At 46.9% G+C, this 16,641-nt stretch carries 18 protein-coding genes; all 18 read right to left on the bottom strand.

Features of this window, described 5'->3' with window-relative positions:
• Positions 1 to 37: 37 nt before the first annotated feature.
• The 18 genes from secA to ASG81_RS15190 all read right to left on the bottom strand — a co-directional run bounded on the left by secA (position 38) and on the right by ASG81_RS15190 (position 16,563).
• Positions 38 to 2,545: a preprotein translocase subunit SecA gene (secA, locus tag ASG81_RS15275; protein ID WP_056635800.1), complete on the bottom strand. Its 2,508-nt coding sequence runs from the start codon at positions 2,543 to 2,545 to the stop codon at positions 38 to 40.
• Positions 2,546 to 2,684: 139 nt separating this feature from the next.
• Positions 2,685 to 3,230 carry a ribosome hibernation-promoting factor, HPF/YfiA family gene (gene hpf, locus ASG81_RS15270; RefSeq protein WP_056635797.1) on the bottom strand — a complete coding sequence of 182 codons (546 nt, stop codon included), beginning with the start codon at positions 3,228 to 3,230 and terminating at the stop codon, positions 2,685 to 2,687.
• Positions 3,231 to 3,504: 274 nt separating this feature from the next.
• Positions 3,505 to 3,702: a cold-shock protein gene (locus ASG81_RS15265; protein WP_056635794.1), complete on the bottom strand. Its 198-nt coding sequence runs from the start codon at positions 3,700 to 3,702 to the stop codon at positions 3,505 to 3,507.
• Between the two features lie 187 nt (positions 3,703 to 3,889).
• Positions 3,890 to 4,228, bottom strand: coding sequence for a hypothetical protein (locus ASG81_RS15260; RefSeq protein ID WP_235548888.1), 339 nt, complete (start codon positions 4,226 to 4,228; stop codon positions 3,890 to 3,892).
• A complete protein-coding gene (gene fliS / locus ASG81_RS15255; protein WP_056635787.1) occupies positions 4,188 to 4,613 on the bottom strand; it encodes a flagellar export chaperone FliS in 426 nt (141 codons plus the stop codon). Before fliS ends, ASG81_RS15260 begins: the two co-directional genes overlap by 41 nt.
• An 11-nt stretch (positions 4,614 to 4,624) precedes the next feature.
• Positions 4,625 to 6,421 carry a flagellar filament capping protein FliD gene (fliD, locus tag ASG81_RS15250; protein ID WP_056635785.1) on the bottom strand — a complete coding sequence of 599 codons (1,797 nt, stop codon included), beginning with the start codon at positions 6,419 to 6,421 and terminating at the stop codon, positions 4,625 to 4,627.
• Between the two features lie 27 nt (positions 6,422 to 6,448).
• Positions 6,449 to 6,862: a flagellar protein FlaG gene (locus ASG81_RS15245; protein WP_081417364.1), complete on the bottom strand. Its 414-nt coding sequence runs from the start codon at positions 6,860 to 6,862 to the stop codon at positions 6,449 to 6,451.
• Positions 6,863 to 6,978: 116 nt separating this feature from the next.
• Positions 6,979 to 8,109, bottom strand: a complete 1,131-nt coding sequence (locus tag ASG81_RS15240; RefSeq protein WP_056635780.1) for a flagellin N-terminal helical domain-containing protein — start codon at positions 8,107 to 8,109, stop codon at positions 6,979 to 6,981.
• A gap of 139 nt (positions 8,110 to 8,248) precedes the next feature.
• Positions 8,249 to 8,473, bottom strand: a complete 225-nt coding sequence (gene csrA / locus ASG81_RS15235; RefSeq protein ID WP_056635777.1) for a carbon storage regulator CsrA — start codon at positions 8,471 to 8,473, stop codon at positions 8,249 to 8,251.
• Positions 8,474 to 8,485: 12 nt separating this feature from the next.
• Positions 8,486 to 8,878 (bottom strand): flagellar assembly protein FliW, encoded by a 393-nt coding sequence (fliW, locus tag ASG81_RS15230; protein ID WP_235548887.1) that lies wholly within the window; start codon positions 8,876 to 8,878, stop codon positions 8,486 to 8,488.
• 109 nt (positions 8,879 to 8,987) lie between these two features.
• Entirely contained in the window at positions 8,988 to 9,554 is a 567-nt protein-coding gene (locus tag ASG81_RS15225; protein WP_056635775.1) for a DUF6470 family protein, read from the bottom strand.
• Between the two features lie 11 nt (positions 9,555 to 9,565).
• Entirely contained in the window at positions 9,566 to 10,525 is a 960-nt protein-coding gene (flgL, locus tag ASG81_RS15220; protein ID WP_056635772.1) for a flagellar hook-associated protein FlgL, read from the bottom strand.
• 27 nt (positions 10,526 to 10,552) lie between these two features.
• Positions 10,553 to 12,112: a flagellar hook-associated protein FlgK gene (gene flgK, locus ASG81_RS15215; protein WP_056635769.1), complete on the bottom strand. Its 1,560-nt coding sequence runs from the start codon at positions 12,110 to 12,112 to the stop codon at positions 10,553 to 10,555.
• A gap of 18 nt (positions 12,113 to 12,130) precedes the next feature.
• Positions 12,131 to 12,634, bottom strand: a complete 504-nt coding sequence (locus ASG81_RS15210; protein ID WP_056635766.1) for a flagellar protein FlgN — start codon at positions 12,632 to 12,634, stop codon at positions 12,131 to 12,133.
• A gap of 8 nt (positions 12,635 to 12,642) precedes the next feature.
• On the bottom strand, positions 12,643 to 12,909 hold the full coding sequence (gene flgM / locus ASG81_RS15205; protein WP_056635763.1) for a flagellar biosynthesis anti-sigma factor FlgM: 267 nt from the start codon (positions 12,907 to 12,909) through the stop codon (positions 12,643 to 12,645).
• Between the two features lie 111 nt (positions 12,910 to 13,020).
• Positions 13,021 to 13,437, bottom strand: coding sequence for a TIGR03826 family flagellar region protein (locus tag ASG81_RS15200; protein ID WP_056635761.1), 417 nt, complete (start codon positions 13,435 to 13,437; stop codon positions 13,021 to 13,023).
• Between the two features lie 112 nt (positions 13,438 to 13,549).
• Entirely contained in the window at positions 13,550 to 14,443 is an 894-nt protein-coding gene (locus ASG81_RS15195) for a ComF family protein (RefSeq protein ID WP_056635758.1), read from the bottom strand.
• Positions 14,440 to 16,563: a DEAD/DEAH box helicase gene (locus tag ASG81_RS15190; protein WP_056635755.1), complete on the bottom strand. Its 2,124-nt coding sequence runs from the start codon at positions 16,561 to 16,563 to the stop codon at positions 14,440 to 14,442. The genes ASG81_RS15195 and ASG81_RS15190 overlap by 4 nt, the downstream gene beginning before the upstream one ends.
• Positions 16,564 to 16,641: the final 78 nt, after the last annotated feature.

The following is a 16,641-nucleotide window of genomic DNA, read 5'->3' as shown; positions in this document are numbered from 1 at the left end:
ATTCTTCACCGTATGCTGTACGGCCTAGCGCTGTTCCTTACTTGCCGTGGCACAGCTTGTATTTCTTGCCGCTGCCGCAAGGACACGCATCGTTACGGCCTACGCGTTCCTCGCGTTTCGCCGGACGCTTCTGGGCCTCTTCTCCGCCGCCGCTCGTCGTCGTCGTTTGGCCTTGAGCTATCTCCTGACGCTCCAGGTTGCTTTCTACGCGCGCCTTCATAATGTATCTTGCGACTTCCTCTTGAATGTGCTCAATCATTTCCTTGAACATCTCAAAGCCTTCGAATTGATATTCGCGAAGCGGATCTGTGCCGCCGTATGCGCGTAAATGGATACCTTGACGAAGCTGATCCATCGCATCGATGTGATCCATCCACTTGCTGTCTACGGCACGCAGCACAACGACCTTCTCGAACTCGCGCATCATTTCCGGCCCGAGCTCTTGTTCGCGCTCATCGTAAGAAGCAACGACTTCTTCATAAATGTAGTCGATGATCTCTTCCTTCTCTTTGCCCCAAATCTCTTCTTTGGTCAAAGAACCTTCCTGCAGGAAGGTTGCATGCGCATAATCTACAATCGCCTGCAAATCCCATTCCTCCGGAATATCCTCCGCGCAGTGCGCTTCAACGATGCGCTCGATGACCGGCTTAATCATGTCCATAACTTCCTGGCGGATGTTCTCCGAACCAAGAATATCGCGGCGCTGCTTATAAATAACCTCACGCTGCTGATTCATCACGTCATCGTATTGCAACACGACTTTCCGAATGTCAAAGTTGTTGCCCTCAACGCGCTTCTGCGCCGATTCGATCGCTCTTGAAATCATCCGGCTCTCGATCGGTTGATCCTCATCAAGTCCGAGCTTCTCCATCATGCCCATAATATTTTCCGAACCGAAGCGGCGCATCAGCTCATCCTCAAGCGACAAGTAAAACTGCGAAGAGCCAGGATCCCCTTGACGTCCCGCACGACCGCGCAGCTGATTATCGATCCGGCGGCTTTCATGGCGTTCCGTACCGATAATGTGCAAGCCGCCAAGGTCAGGAACCGATTCGCCCAGCAAAATATCCGTACCGCGGCCAGCCATGTTCGTTGCAATTGTCACAGCGCCGGCTTGACCCGCCCGCGAAATAATTTCCGCTTCCTCGGCATGGAACTTCGCGTTGAGCACCTTGTGCGTCACGCCTCTGCGCTTCAGCATTTCCGATAACTTTTCCGAGTTCTCAATGGATATAGTACCCACGAGCACCGGCTGGTTTTTGCTGTGACGCTGAACGATCTCATCAACGACCGCTTTATATTTACCATTTTCGGACTTGTACACGACATCCGCAATATCCTTACGAATCATAGAACGGTTTGTAGGCACTTGAATTACATCAAGCCCGTAAATACGCTTGAACTCTTCTTCCTCCGTTTTCGCTGTACCAGTCATACCTGCCAGCTTGCGATACATACGGAAGTAGTTTTGGAAGGTAATAGTCGCGAGCGTCATGCTCTCGTTTTGAACCTTCAGCTGCTCCTTCGCTTCAATCGCTTGGTGCAAGCCATCGCTATAGCGGCGTCCAGACATAAGACGGCCGGTAAATTCGTCGACAATGACGACCTCTTCTTCCTCAACAACATAGTCTACATCGCGCTTCATAATAAAGTTAGCTTTCAGCGCCTGCTGAATATGGTGGTTTAGCGTCACATTCGCATGGTCGAACAAATTCTCAATTTGGAAAGCCTTCTCGGTCTTCTCCACGCCTGATTCCGTCAGCATAACGCTGCGCAGCTTAATATCAATCGTGAAATCCTCTTCGGGCTTCAAACGGCTTATAAAGCGGTCAGCAGCAAAATAAAGCTCTGTCGATTTGGCAGCTTGGCCGGAAATAATAAGCGGCGTCCGCGCTTCATCGACTAGAATGGAATCCACCTCATCGATAATGGCAAAATAAAGCGGGCGCTGTACCATTTGTTCCTTGTAAAGCACCATATTGTCACGCAAATAATCGAATCCGAATTCATTGTTCGTACCGTACGTAATATCGCATTCATAGGCTACTTGCTTCTCATCATGTGACAAACCATGCAGATTACAGCCAACTGTCATGCCAAGGAAGCCGTATAGCTCTCCCATCAGCTCGCTATCACGCTGTGCCAGGTAGTTATTGACCGTAATAACGTGAACGCCTTTGCCAAGCAGCGCATTCAAATAAACCGGAAGCGTCGCCACGAGCGTCTTACCTTCGCCCGTTCTCATCTCCGCAATCTTGCCTTCATGCAGAACGATACCACCGAGCAGCTGCACGTCAAAATGACGCATGCCAAGCGTACGCTTGGATGCTTCTCTGACCGTTGCAAAAGCTTCCGGAAGAATGTTGTCTAACGTCTCGCCCTTTTCAATTCTCGCTCTAAATTCCTCTGTTTTAGCGCGCAGCGCTTCATCGGATAAAGACGTAAATTTCGATTCTATCGCATTTATTTCATCTACCGTCCGCTGGAGCCGTTTTACCTCGCGCTCGTTATGGTCACCAAATATCTTCTTCACTAATCCGAGCATGGAATTCCCCTTTCGTAATGACGCCTCTTTGCATTAAATTGTATCAGTTTGTCGACACTGCCGCAACGAGGACACTTGTAAAAGAAAAAGCCTCTCTCCAAAAAGGAGAAAAGGCTCGTTGAGTTAAGTATAATTGCTGTTAGCCTTGCTCAATTAAACCGTATTTGCCATCGCTGCGTTTGTATACAACACTAATTTCTTTGTTGTCTACATTCGAAAATACGAAAAAATTATGTCCAACCATATTCATTTGCAAAATCGCTTCTTCTACGTCCATAGGCTTAAGTGCAAAGCGCTTAGTACGTACAAGCTCCAGATCATCCTCTTCCTCAAGAACGCTCACTGCTGAGCCGTCCTCTTTGAACAAGGCGCGTACGCCGCTTCCTTGACGGAACTTACGATTTACTTTGGTTTTATGCTTACGTATTTGTCGTTCGAGTTTATCCGCTACAAGATCGATCGATGCGTACATATCCTCGCTTTTCTCCTCGGCTCTGAGCATAACGCCGATGAGTGGAATGGTCACCTCAACTGCATGTTTCCCTTTAGTGACCGATAGTGTAACGTTAATATCGGAGGTGATTGGTGCTTCGAAATATTTGTCCAATCGGTTGAGTTTCTTTTCGACGTAGTCTCTCAATGCATCTGTTACTTGAAAGTGTTGACCTCGAATGTTGTAGTTCATGGGGAACTCCTCCTTTACATGGTCTTATTATAGCATATGTGAGCGCTTAGATCAAAATAGTTTTTATTTTATTTGGAATATTCAGATAAAATTAATTTAGAGGAAGTAGACTTGTCGCAGCCGCAAAAAAACATTATTCCTGAAGCAATAAGCTGAGTTTTTCTTATTCCATCACAACATTTTCCGTTACAAAAAAAAGCCCCGGTTACCCGGAGCTTTGTGTAATTGCTTGTTTTATGATCCAAAATATAGGTTGGCTGGATCAGCCGAATAATTACAATTTAATTACGTTAGCAGCTTGTGGTCCACGAGCGCCTTCAACGATATCGAATTCCACGGATTGGCCTTCTTCAAGTGTTTTGAAACCTTCGGTTTGGATAGCGGAGAAATGAACAAATACGTCGCCGCCTTGCTCAGTCTCGATAAATCCATAACCTTTCTCTGCGTTAAACCATTTAACTTTACCTTGCATGTGCAAACATTCCCTTCATCTTCAAATACTGTGAGGCATCTCATTGTATAACCCACAATTTGACTATAACACCCACTTCACGGAATTGTCAAACAATTTATTGTAAGCGAATTCATTTGAGATTTTTAGCGGCATTCAGGGTTGTCGTATCATGTCGAAAGATGAAATTTTATGCAAATTTTTCTCTTTATCGTTTCGTGTCGAAGAATAGACTTTCGTCTCCATATGAGCTTGACTCATACATCGACTTGGAGCGTTTCCCCCGATTGATTTTGTCCATCTCCCGTTTTGCTTCATCGCGCAGCTCCGTCATTCTGCCTGTGATGACGGTGTCCATCTCCACAATATGCAATACTTGAGGGCGCAAGGCTGCAGCTTGATCAGGAGCAGGATTAAGCCGCTGAAGTTCAGCAAAGATTAAATCCCGCTCCTGCATATAGGTTTCAATATCCTCAAGCCCGCAGCTGCTCAATCGCTCCATTAGATTAGACGACAGATGAGTGAGTTGTTTTAGGAGTGCTTCCACTCGCTTGTCCCGCTAACTGATTGTATTGTTTGGCAGCTTGAATCCAGGTTTCTTTCAGATCCAATAGATGAGCTAACACTTCCTCGGCTGGTTCTACTATTTTCTTCACGTTTGCTTCGAAAAGACGGGTATTAAAATACTGGTATAAGCGAAGCAAGTTGTCGGCCATCGGGGAACTGCGATCTATTGTAATAATAAATTCATTAATGATTTCTTGAACTTTTAACAAGTTCGTGTTTGCGTCTGGATGATTCTTGTCTTTTATCGCTGCAATGCCCTGACGACAAAAACGAATAGCTCCATCGAAGAGCATAATGAGCAATTGTGCAGGCGAAGCCGTTTGCACTGTCGTTTCTAAATATTTATTACGCTGTTGCAGTTGCATGTTGAAGCCTCCTATGAGCTAAATTGCTGGGATAGCCATCCGCTTTGAGAGTTCATTTGGCTAAGATAGGTTTCCATTGCTGTGAACTGCTTGTAGTATCGTGATTCCAGATCATCTAAGCGGTCAGCTAGATTCGACAATTGCTTCGTTAAGCGAATATTCTCTTTCCCCATTAAATAAGTAGTTTCGACTGAAGCTGTTGCGCCTGCTTTCTCCGTAATTTGATTAAAGAGTGCCGATGCTTTGTCGTACAATCGGGTCGCAATGCCGTCAGTCGATTCGGTCGCTCCATTTGTAGTAAATAAAGCCATAACTTCATCCGGATTATCAGTCAGCGCCTGTTTCAACTTTGTCTCGTCTATATATAGTTTCCCACGGTCAGCATAAGAGCCAGTGATCGTAGAACTCTTTATATTAATATTTGATATACCAATTTCAGCCAGACTTTTTAATTGTCCCACTGGGAGTCCACTTACTGAATCAGATAATCCACGACGAAGTGAGTTTAATCCACCCGTTATTATTCCATCGTTCGCGAGCATCCCATTTCTAGCACGTTCTTCCCACTTCTTTATCTCATCATCATCCAAATCTTCACGTTCTGCATCAGTAAGCGGCTGATAATCCCGATCTCGTTTCTCTATTACTTCTTTATTCACCTCATCAATAAGTGAATTGTACTTCTCAACAAATTTCTTAATGGTATCCAAAACGGTATCTACATCTTGCGATACACCTATATCAACAGTGGTGGCACTCACCTGCTTGGCATTAAAAGTCATGCCTACAATTGAAAATGTGTTAGAATCGTATTCCGTTTCAATGCCGTTAAAGAGGACCTTAGCATTTGAACCCGTAACACTTGTAATGGAATTATTCACTGTCATAGCGTCGAGGCCTAACGCATTTACTACAGAGCTGCCTTGATCATCCGAGTAAAAGACGGTCTTGGTTGTATCTCTGTTATATACAGATAATTTCCCGCTGCTATTTAAATAGACATTAATTCCGGCCCCATTCAAATCATTATTCATTTGGTCTACTAAATCACCGACGGTAGTGGTATTGGTGACATTGAAGTCATAATTAATATTGTCATAATTAACCGTGAATACTGATGTACCAACCAATGCCCCATTGACTAATGAACTTTTAGATGCAAAGCTTTGGGCCCCATCCTTAGATTCAACACCAAGAATATTGTTTATACTTTCACCATTCACTAACTCTAGATTTATTTTTGATGTCTCTCCCGTTTTTGAAGAATTGAAGAAAAGTCTATCCATTGTCGAATCATAAGAAACCTTTACGCCTGTAGAAGCCGATTCATTGTTAATAGCCGTAACAAGCTGCTCTATCGTATCACCGGTTTTTATATTTATTGATTTTATGCCTTTCTCCCCAGTAATTTTTAACTGTGTATCACTGACTAAGCCTAAACTTCCAATTGTCTTGGTACTACTAGCAGCGCCGGTCAAATCCCCTGAGGTTAAAGAAGCTGATTTAGCCAGCTTCTCGATGTTGAGTGTGTATTGTCCTTCATTTGCTGCTGGGGAGCCTGTTACCGATACGATACTCTCTTGTGATGAAGTTACCTTCTTGGCTAAATAACTTGACTCAAGTTTCATATCAAATGCAGCGTTACGGAACTCCAATATCTTATTGTTAAGTGTTCGGTAATCATCGCGTTTCCACTCTAGTAACTGCTTCTTCTGAGACAGCTTATCCATTGGAATTCGCTGTGCTTTCATTAGTGACTTAATTATCTCATCGGTATCCATACCTGAAGCCAGACCACTTACACGCATAATTTATACTCCCTTCCTTATTAAAAGCTATCCTTTTTCATCAATTAATATCCCAGCCATCTCCCATAATTTAGCGACAAAATCTAATGATTTCTCAGGTGGGATTTCACGTATGACTTCACCTGACTCACTATCGATAACTTTGACGGCAATCAATTTCGTTTTCTCATGTATCGAAAACTCTAGACTTGTTGCCTTTCCCTGCATCGCTTTAATAGCCCGCTCAATCGCTTTTACAACTTGTTCATCACTAACCGTATAGTTATCTCCACGCAGCTCCGCCTTCTTAAGCGCATCTACATTCGTGAAGGTAGAGACTGCCGGTATAGAATGAGGTGCCGTTACAAGTACTGGATCTGTGACCGGTTCAAACGATTTGCTTCCTGAAGCTACACGATCAACAGATCCGCTTGAGCCTGTAGCCGATGTATTGATGTTCATCACAAATCAACCTCCAACGTTTCTTTTACTTTATATATCGGCTATAGATGATCAATTAATTAGAAAAAAGAAAAGAGACCCTAGAAATATCAGGGTCTCTCCATGTTTGTTTAAGATTAACGAAGCAATTGCAGAACGCCTTGCGGCTGTTGGTTCGCTTGAGCCAACATCGCTTGGGAAGCTTGAGCAAGAATTGAGTTTTTCGTTTGCTCCATCATTTCTTTCGCCATGTCTACATCGCGCACACGGGATTCAGCAGCAGTCAGGTTCTCGGATGCTGTGCTGATGTTGTTGATTGTGTGGTCTAGACGGTTTTGGTATGCGCCCAATTTGGAACGTTGAGCAGATACCACATCAATAGCATTTTGGATTGTAGTCATTGCTGTTGCTGCAGTCGCTGAGGAAGAAACGTCAACACCTGCAGTACTCAGAGACGTCGCATCAATCTTGCTGATCGAGATCCCTAATTTTTGTGCCGCTGCATTCTCAGATCCAATTTGAATATTAACTGCTGCAGATGCAGTTGTATCAATTGTGCCTGTTCCTGTACCAACGCTAGCAGCTGCCAGAGTAGCAATATCCCATGTACTGTTTACAGAAATCTTAACGCCTAATTTATCAAAATCTAATACTCCAGCTGTATTGTCGGCTAAAGCAACCTCTTGAACATTTCCGTTGCCATCATCTAACATAACAGTACCAGCGCCACCAACGGCACCTACAGCTATTGTATATGTAGTAGATGCAGTTGCGCCACTAATATCAATAGCGGTTACACCGGCATTGCCAACTCCAATACCTGATGCAGTCGTGTCCAATTGAGAACCAAAAGTACCAGCCAATAGAGTTTGGCCGTTAAATTTAGTTGAAGTAGAAATACGATCGATCTCACTGTTCAATTGGGTAATTTCATCACCAATTGCTGTTCTATCTGTAGCGGACAAAGTGCCGTTAGCACCTTGAGTTGCAAGTTCGTTCATACGCTGCAAAATCGAATGCGTTTCGTTCAATGCACCCTCAGCTGTTTGAATCAACGAAATACCGTCTTGAGCATTACGAGTTGCTTGCTCCAAACCGCGAATTTGTCCACGCATTTTTTCGGAGATTGCAAGGCCAGCTGCATCATCGCCAGCGCGGTTAATGCGAAGTCCTGAAGAAAGCTTCTCGATAGACTTGCTTTGGTTAGCTGTGTTAGTAGACAACTGACGGTGAGTGTTAAGTGCTGCAATGTTATGATTAATACGCATTGATATTTCCTCCCTGAATTTTCGAATTTCCGCATCCTTGCGGAAGCTTACGGATTTAGGTCGGCCGCCCTATCTTCCGTGCTACTATATATATCGGCAGATCATTCCATTTTTTTATAGATCTTTATTAAAAAATTGGTTATTTTTTAAATAATTTCGAAACTTCATCAAATGCTATTGGGTTGGTCGCTGCTGCACGGTTTTCCTCTTGAATCGCCATGTAAATTTCTTTCCGGTATATATCCACTTCTCTTGGCGCCCTAATGCCTAATTTGACCGTATCGCCATCAACTCCAAGCACGACAATCTCAATATTGCTTCCGATCATGATGGATTCATTACTTTTTCGGGATAGAACTAACATTGGATTCCCTCCTTAAGCTCTAATGAGCGGGGCGCGCGAGCTGAAATGGTTCTCGTGAAGGATGAGCTGCTTCCCTATTTTTTTATTTTTATTGAGAATAAGTGGAGCCATCAAATTGATTGTTGCTTGCATAGGTTCTGAAGGAATCGTAATGATTGACCATATCTCTATATCCGCTTCAGTATGAATGAATAGTTCTTGCTTTGAAGATTCCGACAATTCCCACTCATATTCCGGATATATGAAGAAGGGACTGACTATTAGAAGAGAGATCTCTTCATCCTCAACGGATTTCATAAGCTTCATCGGCAGCTCTCCTTCGATCTCAGAGAACGCAAACTGTTGTAAATGCTCAAAGCCAGGAATGCCATTTTCGAAATGATACACGGTTGATTCGATGCTCAAAATAAAACCTCCCTATAATATAACCCCGTTCTCACAAATAAAACTATAGACCACGTATACCTGATAGGTTACAGATGGTCTATAGTTTGATTTCACTGGAATTCCTCTATTACAAAAGCTCATTAATTTGCGGTGGTATGATTTCCACCTTTGGATATTGGCTCATATAGATATCAAGCTTTCCGCGTTCATAATGATGGCTAGGTCGGTTTACTTCCACATTCATATTGATTCGGCCAGGTGTTGTTTCAATTGTCAGCTCTCCCGGCGTGTAAGTAATATCTACATTATCGTAAGAAGCTTCCCCTCGGAAATCAAATTCCGGGTAAGTACGCTGCCAATCTCCGGCCATATCTGAAATCGGATTGCCGCCCAAATGAATATCCGCCAAACGGTTGCCATTCTCGACGATTCGAGCGAGACCGCGCAGAGCCATTTCAGAAGACATGGAATAAATTTTACTCATCGTCTTCAAATTATCGCCTATCCCTAGCGCATCCCACGCGGGATCCTGATTAATTTCAAGCTGTCCTCTCGAGGTGGTAAAATGCTGCTCTGGCTTAATCTGCTCCCTTTCCACAGTAGCTTGAGGCTGTTGCAGCTCTTGTTTTCCGATATCTGCATCTATATAGATTTGTGCGTACTGCTGCCGAATTTGAATTTGTGGAATCTGCATGCCGACCGCCCCTATCTTAAGAAGTCAACGAGACTTGGACGAATAATCTGTGCCCCTACTGACAAAGAGGCTTGGTAAACATTTTCTTCATTTTTCATGTTCGTAATGACTTTAGCCATGTCTGCGTCTTCTGTCTTCGATTTAACGGTTTGAAGATTAATATCGATATCGTTTAATCGATTTTGAATGAGTTCTACTCGATTCATCTTCGCTCCTACTTCCGCACGCTTCGTTAACATCGTGTTCATACGGGTATCCACTTGCCCTATTAAGTCAGATACCCCTTCCTTATCGCCTGTCGATAACGTATCATAAGCACGGCGCAAGAGCTGAAAGATATTGTCGCTTCCTGTATCCCCTTCACTGCTTATCGGTTCACCGAACACTTCGTTCCCCGTAATGTTTATTGCCATGCTCATCCCAGAAGACAATTCATATTTAACAGTACCGGTATCCGAAGTGACATGATACGCCTTAAGCATCGGTGGAGTAGCCAAAGGATCAGCCGATTCTTCTAGGGTCATCGTAGGATAAGGCTGCTCAACCGTATTTTCACCATTGAATATATACTTGCCGTTAAATTGAGTGTTCCCAATTCCGACCATTTGATTGTAAAGCTGGGAAATTTCAGTTTTAATGGCGTCCAAGTTTGTTTGCTCCAAGGTTCCATTAGAACCCTGCACTAACAACTCTTTGGCACGCTGCATAACATCGCCGGCTTGACCGATTGTGGTATCCGTGTACTCCAGCATCGATATTGCTGAGCTTACATTGTCTATGTACTGGTCATTCGAATCAAGCTCACTGCGATAACGAAGCGCGAACGTAATACCGACTGGATCATCTGAGGGCTTATTGATCCTCATGCCTGTCGAGAGCTGGTTTTGCATATTATTCATGCGTCCCAGGTTGTTCGTTATGTTACGCAGCATCTGCGTATTCATCATCGATTGTGTCACGCGGAATGACATAACCTGTCACCTCCATTCTCTTAATGGTTAAAGACCTACTCGGCCCATCCCGTTTATTACTTTATCCAGCATTTCATCAATCATTGTCATATTTCTTGCGGCCGCGTTATATGCATGCTGGAACTTAATCATATTGGACATTTCTTCATCGAGCGATACGCCGCTGACCGATTGCCTGCGGGAATCCACTTGCTCAACGATGATTTGTTGATTGGCTTGCATGCGGGTTGCTTCTGCCGCTTGTACGCCAAGCTGTCCCACGACGGAACGGAAATACGCGTCAATTGTATTCATATCCTCGCCTGCACCTGAATCAAAGTCTAACCGGGTGTCTCTCATTTGCGAAAACAACACAGCTAACGAATTGTTACCGCTAATTACCGTTTCCGAGCCATCTGCATTTATAGTAACGCGCATAGATGATGCGATTAAATTTGAATTAGCTGCAATCGCCGGGTTTAGAGTGATGCTGCCTGCGGTTAAACCGCTGGTTCCGCCTGTGCTGTCCGTGAAAAAAGGCAAGCCCGGTTCCTGTCCGGCTAATGAATATCCCAGCTGATGCAGGCCATTCAAGCCATTGACCGTAACGGCCAAATCATCGGCCAGCGTACGGTCCGCCCCTGTGTATGTCACCCCATTGATAATCGTGCCATCAGGCAAAACCGATCCTTTTGGCAGCGTGACCTCAAATTCACCACTCGCCATCGTTTGAACCATTTTATTAAGCTCGCTTATGTAGCCATCAACGAAATGATCTCTCGAAAGAATGGTACCGTAAATCGTTCCGCTATTCAGGTCGCCTGAATCAAATGCAGTCGTTATAGCCCCAATATCTAATGGACTCGAAGTCGTTCCTTGAACAAGCTCCGCGCCGCCCATCGTAATTCTATACCCGTCTGCCTGATCCTCTACCCGGATGTTAACCAGCCCTGAGAGCTGGTCGGTAAGCAAATCCCGCTGATCCCGCATATCGTTGGCACTGTCGCCCAAGCCTTCAATTCTGCGAATCTCGCTATTTAATTGAGCAATGCTTGTAGTAAGCGAATTGACGGTACTCAGATTGATCTCAACATTTTCCGTCAAGTCATCCTTCAAATCGGTCAACTGCTTGGCAGTATAATTAATAGCATCCGCCATAGCCATCGTCTGCTCCATCACGACTTTCCGGCCGTCGGCGTTTTCCGGGTTTTTGCTCATATCGGACCATGAATTCCAGAAATTAGAGATCACTGTTCTTATGCCCGTATCGCTCGGCTCGTTGACGATGCCTTCCAGCTTCTCCAGCGTATCCAGCTGTACAGTGAAATTACCGTGCGATTTATATTCATTGCGGTACTGATTATCGAGAAACTTCTCTCTGACACGCGTAATTGCGCTTGCCTCGACACCCGTACCAAGCTGGCCAGCCGCTGCCGATTTCGTGAATCCAACGGCATCTATCGGTCTAGAAGCAGTCATATTTACAACTTGGCGCGAATAACCGGCTGTGTTAGCATTCGCGATATTATGTCCGGTAGTATTTAGAGCCGATTGCGTCGTAAATAAGCCTCGCCTTGCCGTTTCCAACCCATGAAATGTTGATGCCATAGCAGTTGACCTCTCTTCTTAAGTTCTCGTATTAAATCGACTGCTTCGATTATAGGCCATACCCTGCACAGCCCGATGATAGGTCGCCTCTTCCTCAGCCTCACCGAGCAGCAAATCCTGCGTGAAATGCAAATGCTCCAAAGTCATCTTAACGAGCTGCTGATTAAATTCATTAATATCTTGAAGCTTCTTAAGAGCAGCCGATAGTTCATGCCATACAGCCTGAAGCTGCTGCTTCTCATTGGCATGGTAAACAGCCTGTATCAGTTTCTCCATTTTGAAGGAACGGTGGCTCGTCAGCTTTTGATCCAGCATATATTTTCCGATCAGAAAGATTCGCCGTTGCTCAAGCTCCAGTATGCGCTGAAGACTCTTCTTCTCTTTGCCCGAAATATACGAAAGAGTCTCCACATTGTTTGCGGTAATGGCCGTTGTCTTTGCATTGCCGTATTCAATAAGCTGCCGGTGCTCGTCTAATAGCTCTTGCAAAATCATTAGAATTTGCTGGATGTTTTCATTCATTTAGATGACTACTCCTTCAGATAGGGAAGCAGCTTCTCGGCGATCTTGCCCGCTTCCACATAATAGGTGCCCGATGATACCGATTTTTTCAACTTCTCTATATGCTCTATTCTGTCCGTTCCGCTTGCTTTACTCGTCGTCAGCATCTCCTTGGCAGCAGCAGAAATTTGGACCTCGTCCTTCTGCTTTGCTTTACCTGTACCGCCTGCTCTGTTTTCCGCATGCTTCTGGTACGGATTAATCGCGCTAATACGATTCGTCTTGTTTATTTTCATTTTTTCCACCTCATTATTTACAGGAACTAAAAAAGCCGATTACCTTTACAAGTATTATCGGCTTCAGTCAAGTGAAATTTTATAGTCATGGTCATATTAGCATGAATTCGCTTATTTTTCTTTGTATCTGTCTAATCCTTTGTATACGACCATTGTTTTAGAAGCTCTTTTCAACTCTTCACTCTTCGCCAGACTTTCGAGCATATGTCTCTTGTCCTTCTCTATGCGCTCACGGCAGCTGTCGCAAAGATTTTGCTCACGAATAATCGTTCCGCAAGATTCACATGGATACCCCATATTCGGCGCATTAACAATGGAAATACGGCCCTCGCGGATGAACTTCGTAATTTGCTTGATTGTAACTCCAGTAGCTTCCGATACCTCAGTAATAATCGAATTTTTGAACTCACGCAAATAGTTTGCACAAAGCTCATACTCTTTATCTATTTCACGAATGCATACCGGACATACGTCTCTAAAGTTTTTGGCAAAAAGCTTACCGCAGCGTGGACAATTATCTAAATTCATTGCTCTGCGCCCCCTTTTTTGTCGAATCTGGTCAACTATTATTCTCATTTTAAACGAAAGCGCTAACTTTTTCACTATGAATCTATTTCGCAGCTGTATGATCCGTTATTAATCAGGAACGAGCCCAGGTCAAAACGTATATTTCCAGCGGATGCTCCGCATGTCGGTTCAATTGCTCGGAACAGGCATCTGCCGTGCTTCCTGTCGTAAAAATATCGTCTATAAGGAGGACGCGAATGACTTTACGGCTTGGCTGAGCTCTGCCGAGTGAGCTAAGTGCATATGTATGCAGCATGCGAAGCTCGGCAGAATTTCCGCTAAAAAGGGATTTTGTATCGCGCATTCTCTCCGAGCGCGTCTTAAAGCTTTGCTTCTCCGAATGACGGGAACGGATGAGCAGATGCATGAGCGGCAAGCGATAGCGCTGCGCAATATGACTTGCAAGCTGCTCCGCTTGATTGAAGCCCCGATCGATCGACCGCTCCTCGCTGACGGGGACATAAGTGACAGCATCCCAGTAATCAGCAATCCTCCATTTCGCTTTAGATCGGCGTCCGCTTGGCGTGCTGAACCGCCGGGAAATTTCTGCAGTCATGGCCTCGAACGTTGGCAGCAGCATATCGCCAAGCAGCGGGGCCAACTGCTCGTTTCCCCGGTATTTATACAAGGCAAGCATCGCCCTCATCGCTTGATTATAGTGAACTGCGCTGCGGTTGCATACGAATGGCCGATGCGGACTGCGTATGCAGTCTTCGCATGGGATGCCGCGCCCGCATTTGAGACAGGCAATGCGGGTAAGCCACGGTATTGCGGAGAGACACGCTCCGCAAAGAGACTGTCGAAGCCGGGTGGTCAGCTTCGCATGGTTATAGTTGGCCGCGCTGCGAGCCTCGTTTTGCGGTTTGCCGCATAGCAGACATGCGGCCGGACGGGGAGCGAGCAGCTGCGCGGAAGCGGTGAAAGCGGATTGGATACGCTGTAGCCAGTTTTGCGGCGAGTCCTTCACTTTGGCGCGCCTCCTTTGCCGGCGGGAAGCAGATAACCTTGCTTGCGGGCTATTCGATTCATCGTTTGTATATGATGCACGGCTGATAGCTGTGACCGGCTGCGCTCGCGGCTGCAAAAATAGACGCGGCCGAACGGATCCTCAGCGGACCGTCCGGCTCTTCCTGCCATTTGGACCAAGGATGCCTCGTCGAATAGCCGTCCATCCGCATCAAGGATGTAAACGTCACTTTTCGGAATGGTGACTCCTCTCTCTAATATCGTTGTCGTGACCAGCACCCGAATCTCCCGCGCGCGAAAACGCTGCACTTTGTCCGCTCGTTCAGCATCCTGAGAGGAGGTTGCCGCTACAGCCGAATGCTGCAGCGCAGCACGCAGCAAGGTTGCCATCGGTTCGGTTTGTGCAATTTGCTGCACGAATACAAACAGCTGGGCCTCGCGATGGAGTGATGCTTGCATCGCAGCTAACAGCTTTGGCGGCAGCCTGCGCTGCTGAAGCATTTGTCTCACAGCTGAAGTTTGGATGAGCTTCGGCACAGGCAGCGGATGCCGATGATAACGTACGGGCACCCTGGCATGCGGAAGCTTGCCGCGTATCGCCGCTCGCTGCAGCTCGCTTGGCGGCGTAGCAGACAACAGCAAACGGGCGGCACCCGGCGCGCAGCTTTTATCTGCCGCATATTGGAGAATTTTGTCGCCATGGTAGGGAAAAGCGTCGAGCTCGTCAACCACAACCAGATCGAAGCCTTGATAGAAGCGCAGCAGCTGATGAGTAGTGGCAATCGTGATGTCGCCGCTCTCCCAGCGCTGCGCGCTGCCGCCATATAAGGTCACTACGGAAGCCGCGGGAAAAGCTTGTCGAATGCGCGGATCAAGCTCGATCACGACGTCGCGGCGCGGCGTTGCAATAAGTGCCTTGCCGCCCCGCAGCAGCACCGATTCTACGAGCGGAAAAATCATTTCCGTCTTGCCCGCACCCGTAACCGCCCAGAGCAAAAAATCTCTTATCTTGGCGGGTTTTCCCGTTGATGATTGAGCCGGCTCAGCGGATTTCTCCTCCACGAACTGCAGTGCCTTCGCAGCAGCGGCTGACTGCGCAGGACTAAGCCGCCATTTATTAAGCCGCTGCTCGAACGAGAGCCGCATAACTTGCTGCTTAAGGCAGCTTGGCCCCGCCTTCTCTCCAAGCTGCGCATCATGCCGCCCTACGACGAGCAGCTCGCATTCCCGGCTCCGCCCCATCCCAATGCACGCCGAGCAATAGGCGCATAACCGCCCGCACGCTGCACATGCCGTGCGGTGCATATAAGCCTCGCCACTCCCGCAGCGCAGACAGCTGCGCTCGCGCCTGCGGCGCCCCAACGCGTCCAATCGCCCGCCATTTCCGGCTGCGATTGATCCGCTCAGGCTCACCCGCCCGAGCAGCGCAGCAAGCTGGAGCACTCCGCCCCATCTTGCTGCGGCGCCGGGCCCGCCCGCGTCAACCAACAGGGCGTACGCTTCGATGCGCAATAGCGCACGTCCCTGCATGACCTCCGCGGCAAGCTTCGCCCCTGCCGCAATCTCCCCCAGCTCCGCGTCGCTAATCACCCGCTCCCTCTCACCGCCCCGCCCCCGCTCATCACTCACGCGGCCCTCTCCCCCCGCTCCGCCAATCCCTCCATCCCGGCTCCGCTCCCAACGCTCCACCAAATCGGGCATGCCCGCTCCCCCCATCGTTTGCCGCTGACGTCCACTCCCCCATCGCCACCACACTCTCCTGCCACCTGCTTTCCCGTCATTTAACCCCTCGCGCTTAGCCTCCTCAGCACAGGCGAGCAGCAGCTCTATCGCCTTACAGCTGCCAGCTATACTCCCTTGCCCAATCGAGTCCGCATCTACAGCAGCCCGTTTCCCTCTTCTCCGAATTAGCTCCGCTTCCCACAGCTCTACAGCACGGAAAGCATCGCCAAGCGGCAGCGGTTCTTTTAACAGCCAGCCCGACTCGGCAAGAACCTCATTTAAGCTTCCTGCTTTGCCAAACTCGCCATTCATCCAAAAATGCTTGTCCATCTCCGGATAAATCGTTACCCGTGCTTTCCAGCACCCGCGTACCTCCACAATGTATACCTGAGCCCTCATCGTCTTTCACTCCCCTCGCCGTTCCCCCTAATATTTCAAACGAAAAAAAGCACACCCAACAACGCAGCCTGCGTCATT

Source organism: Paenibacillus sp. Soil522, assembly GCF_001428245.1.
Lineage (GTDB): Bacteria > Bacillota > Bacilli > Paenibacillales > Paenibacillaceae > Pristimantibacillus.
This window is presented reverse-complemented; position numbering and strand designations above follow the sequence as displayed.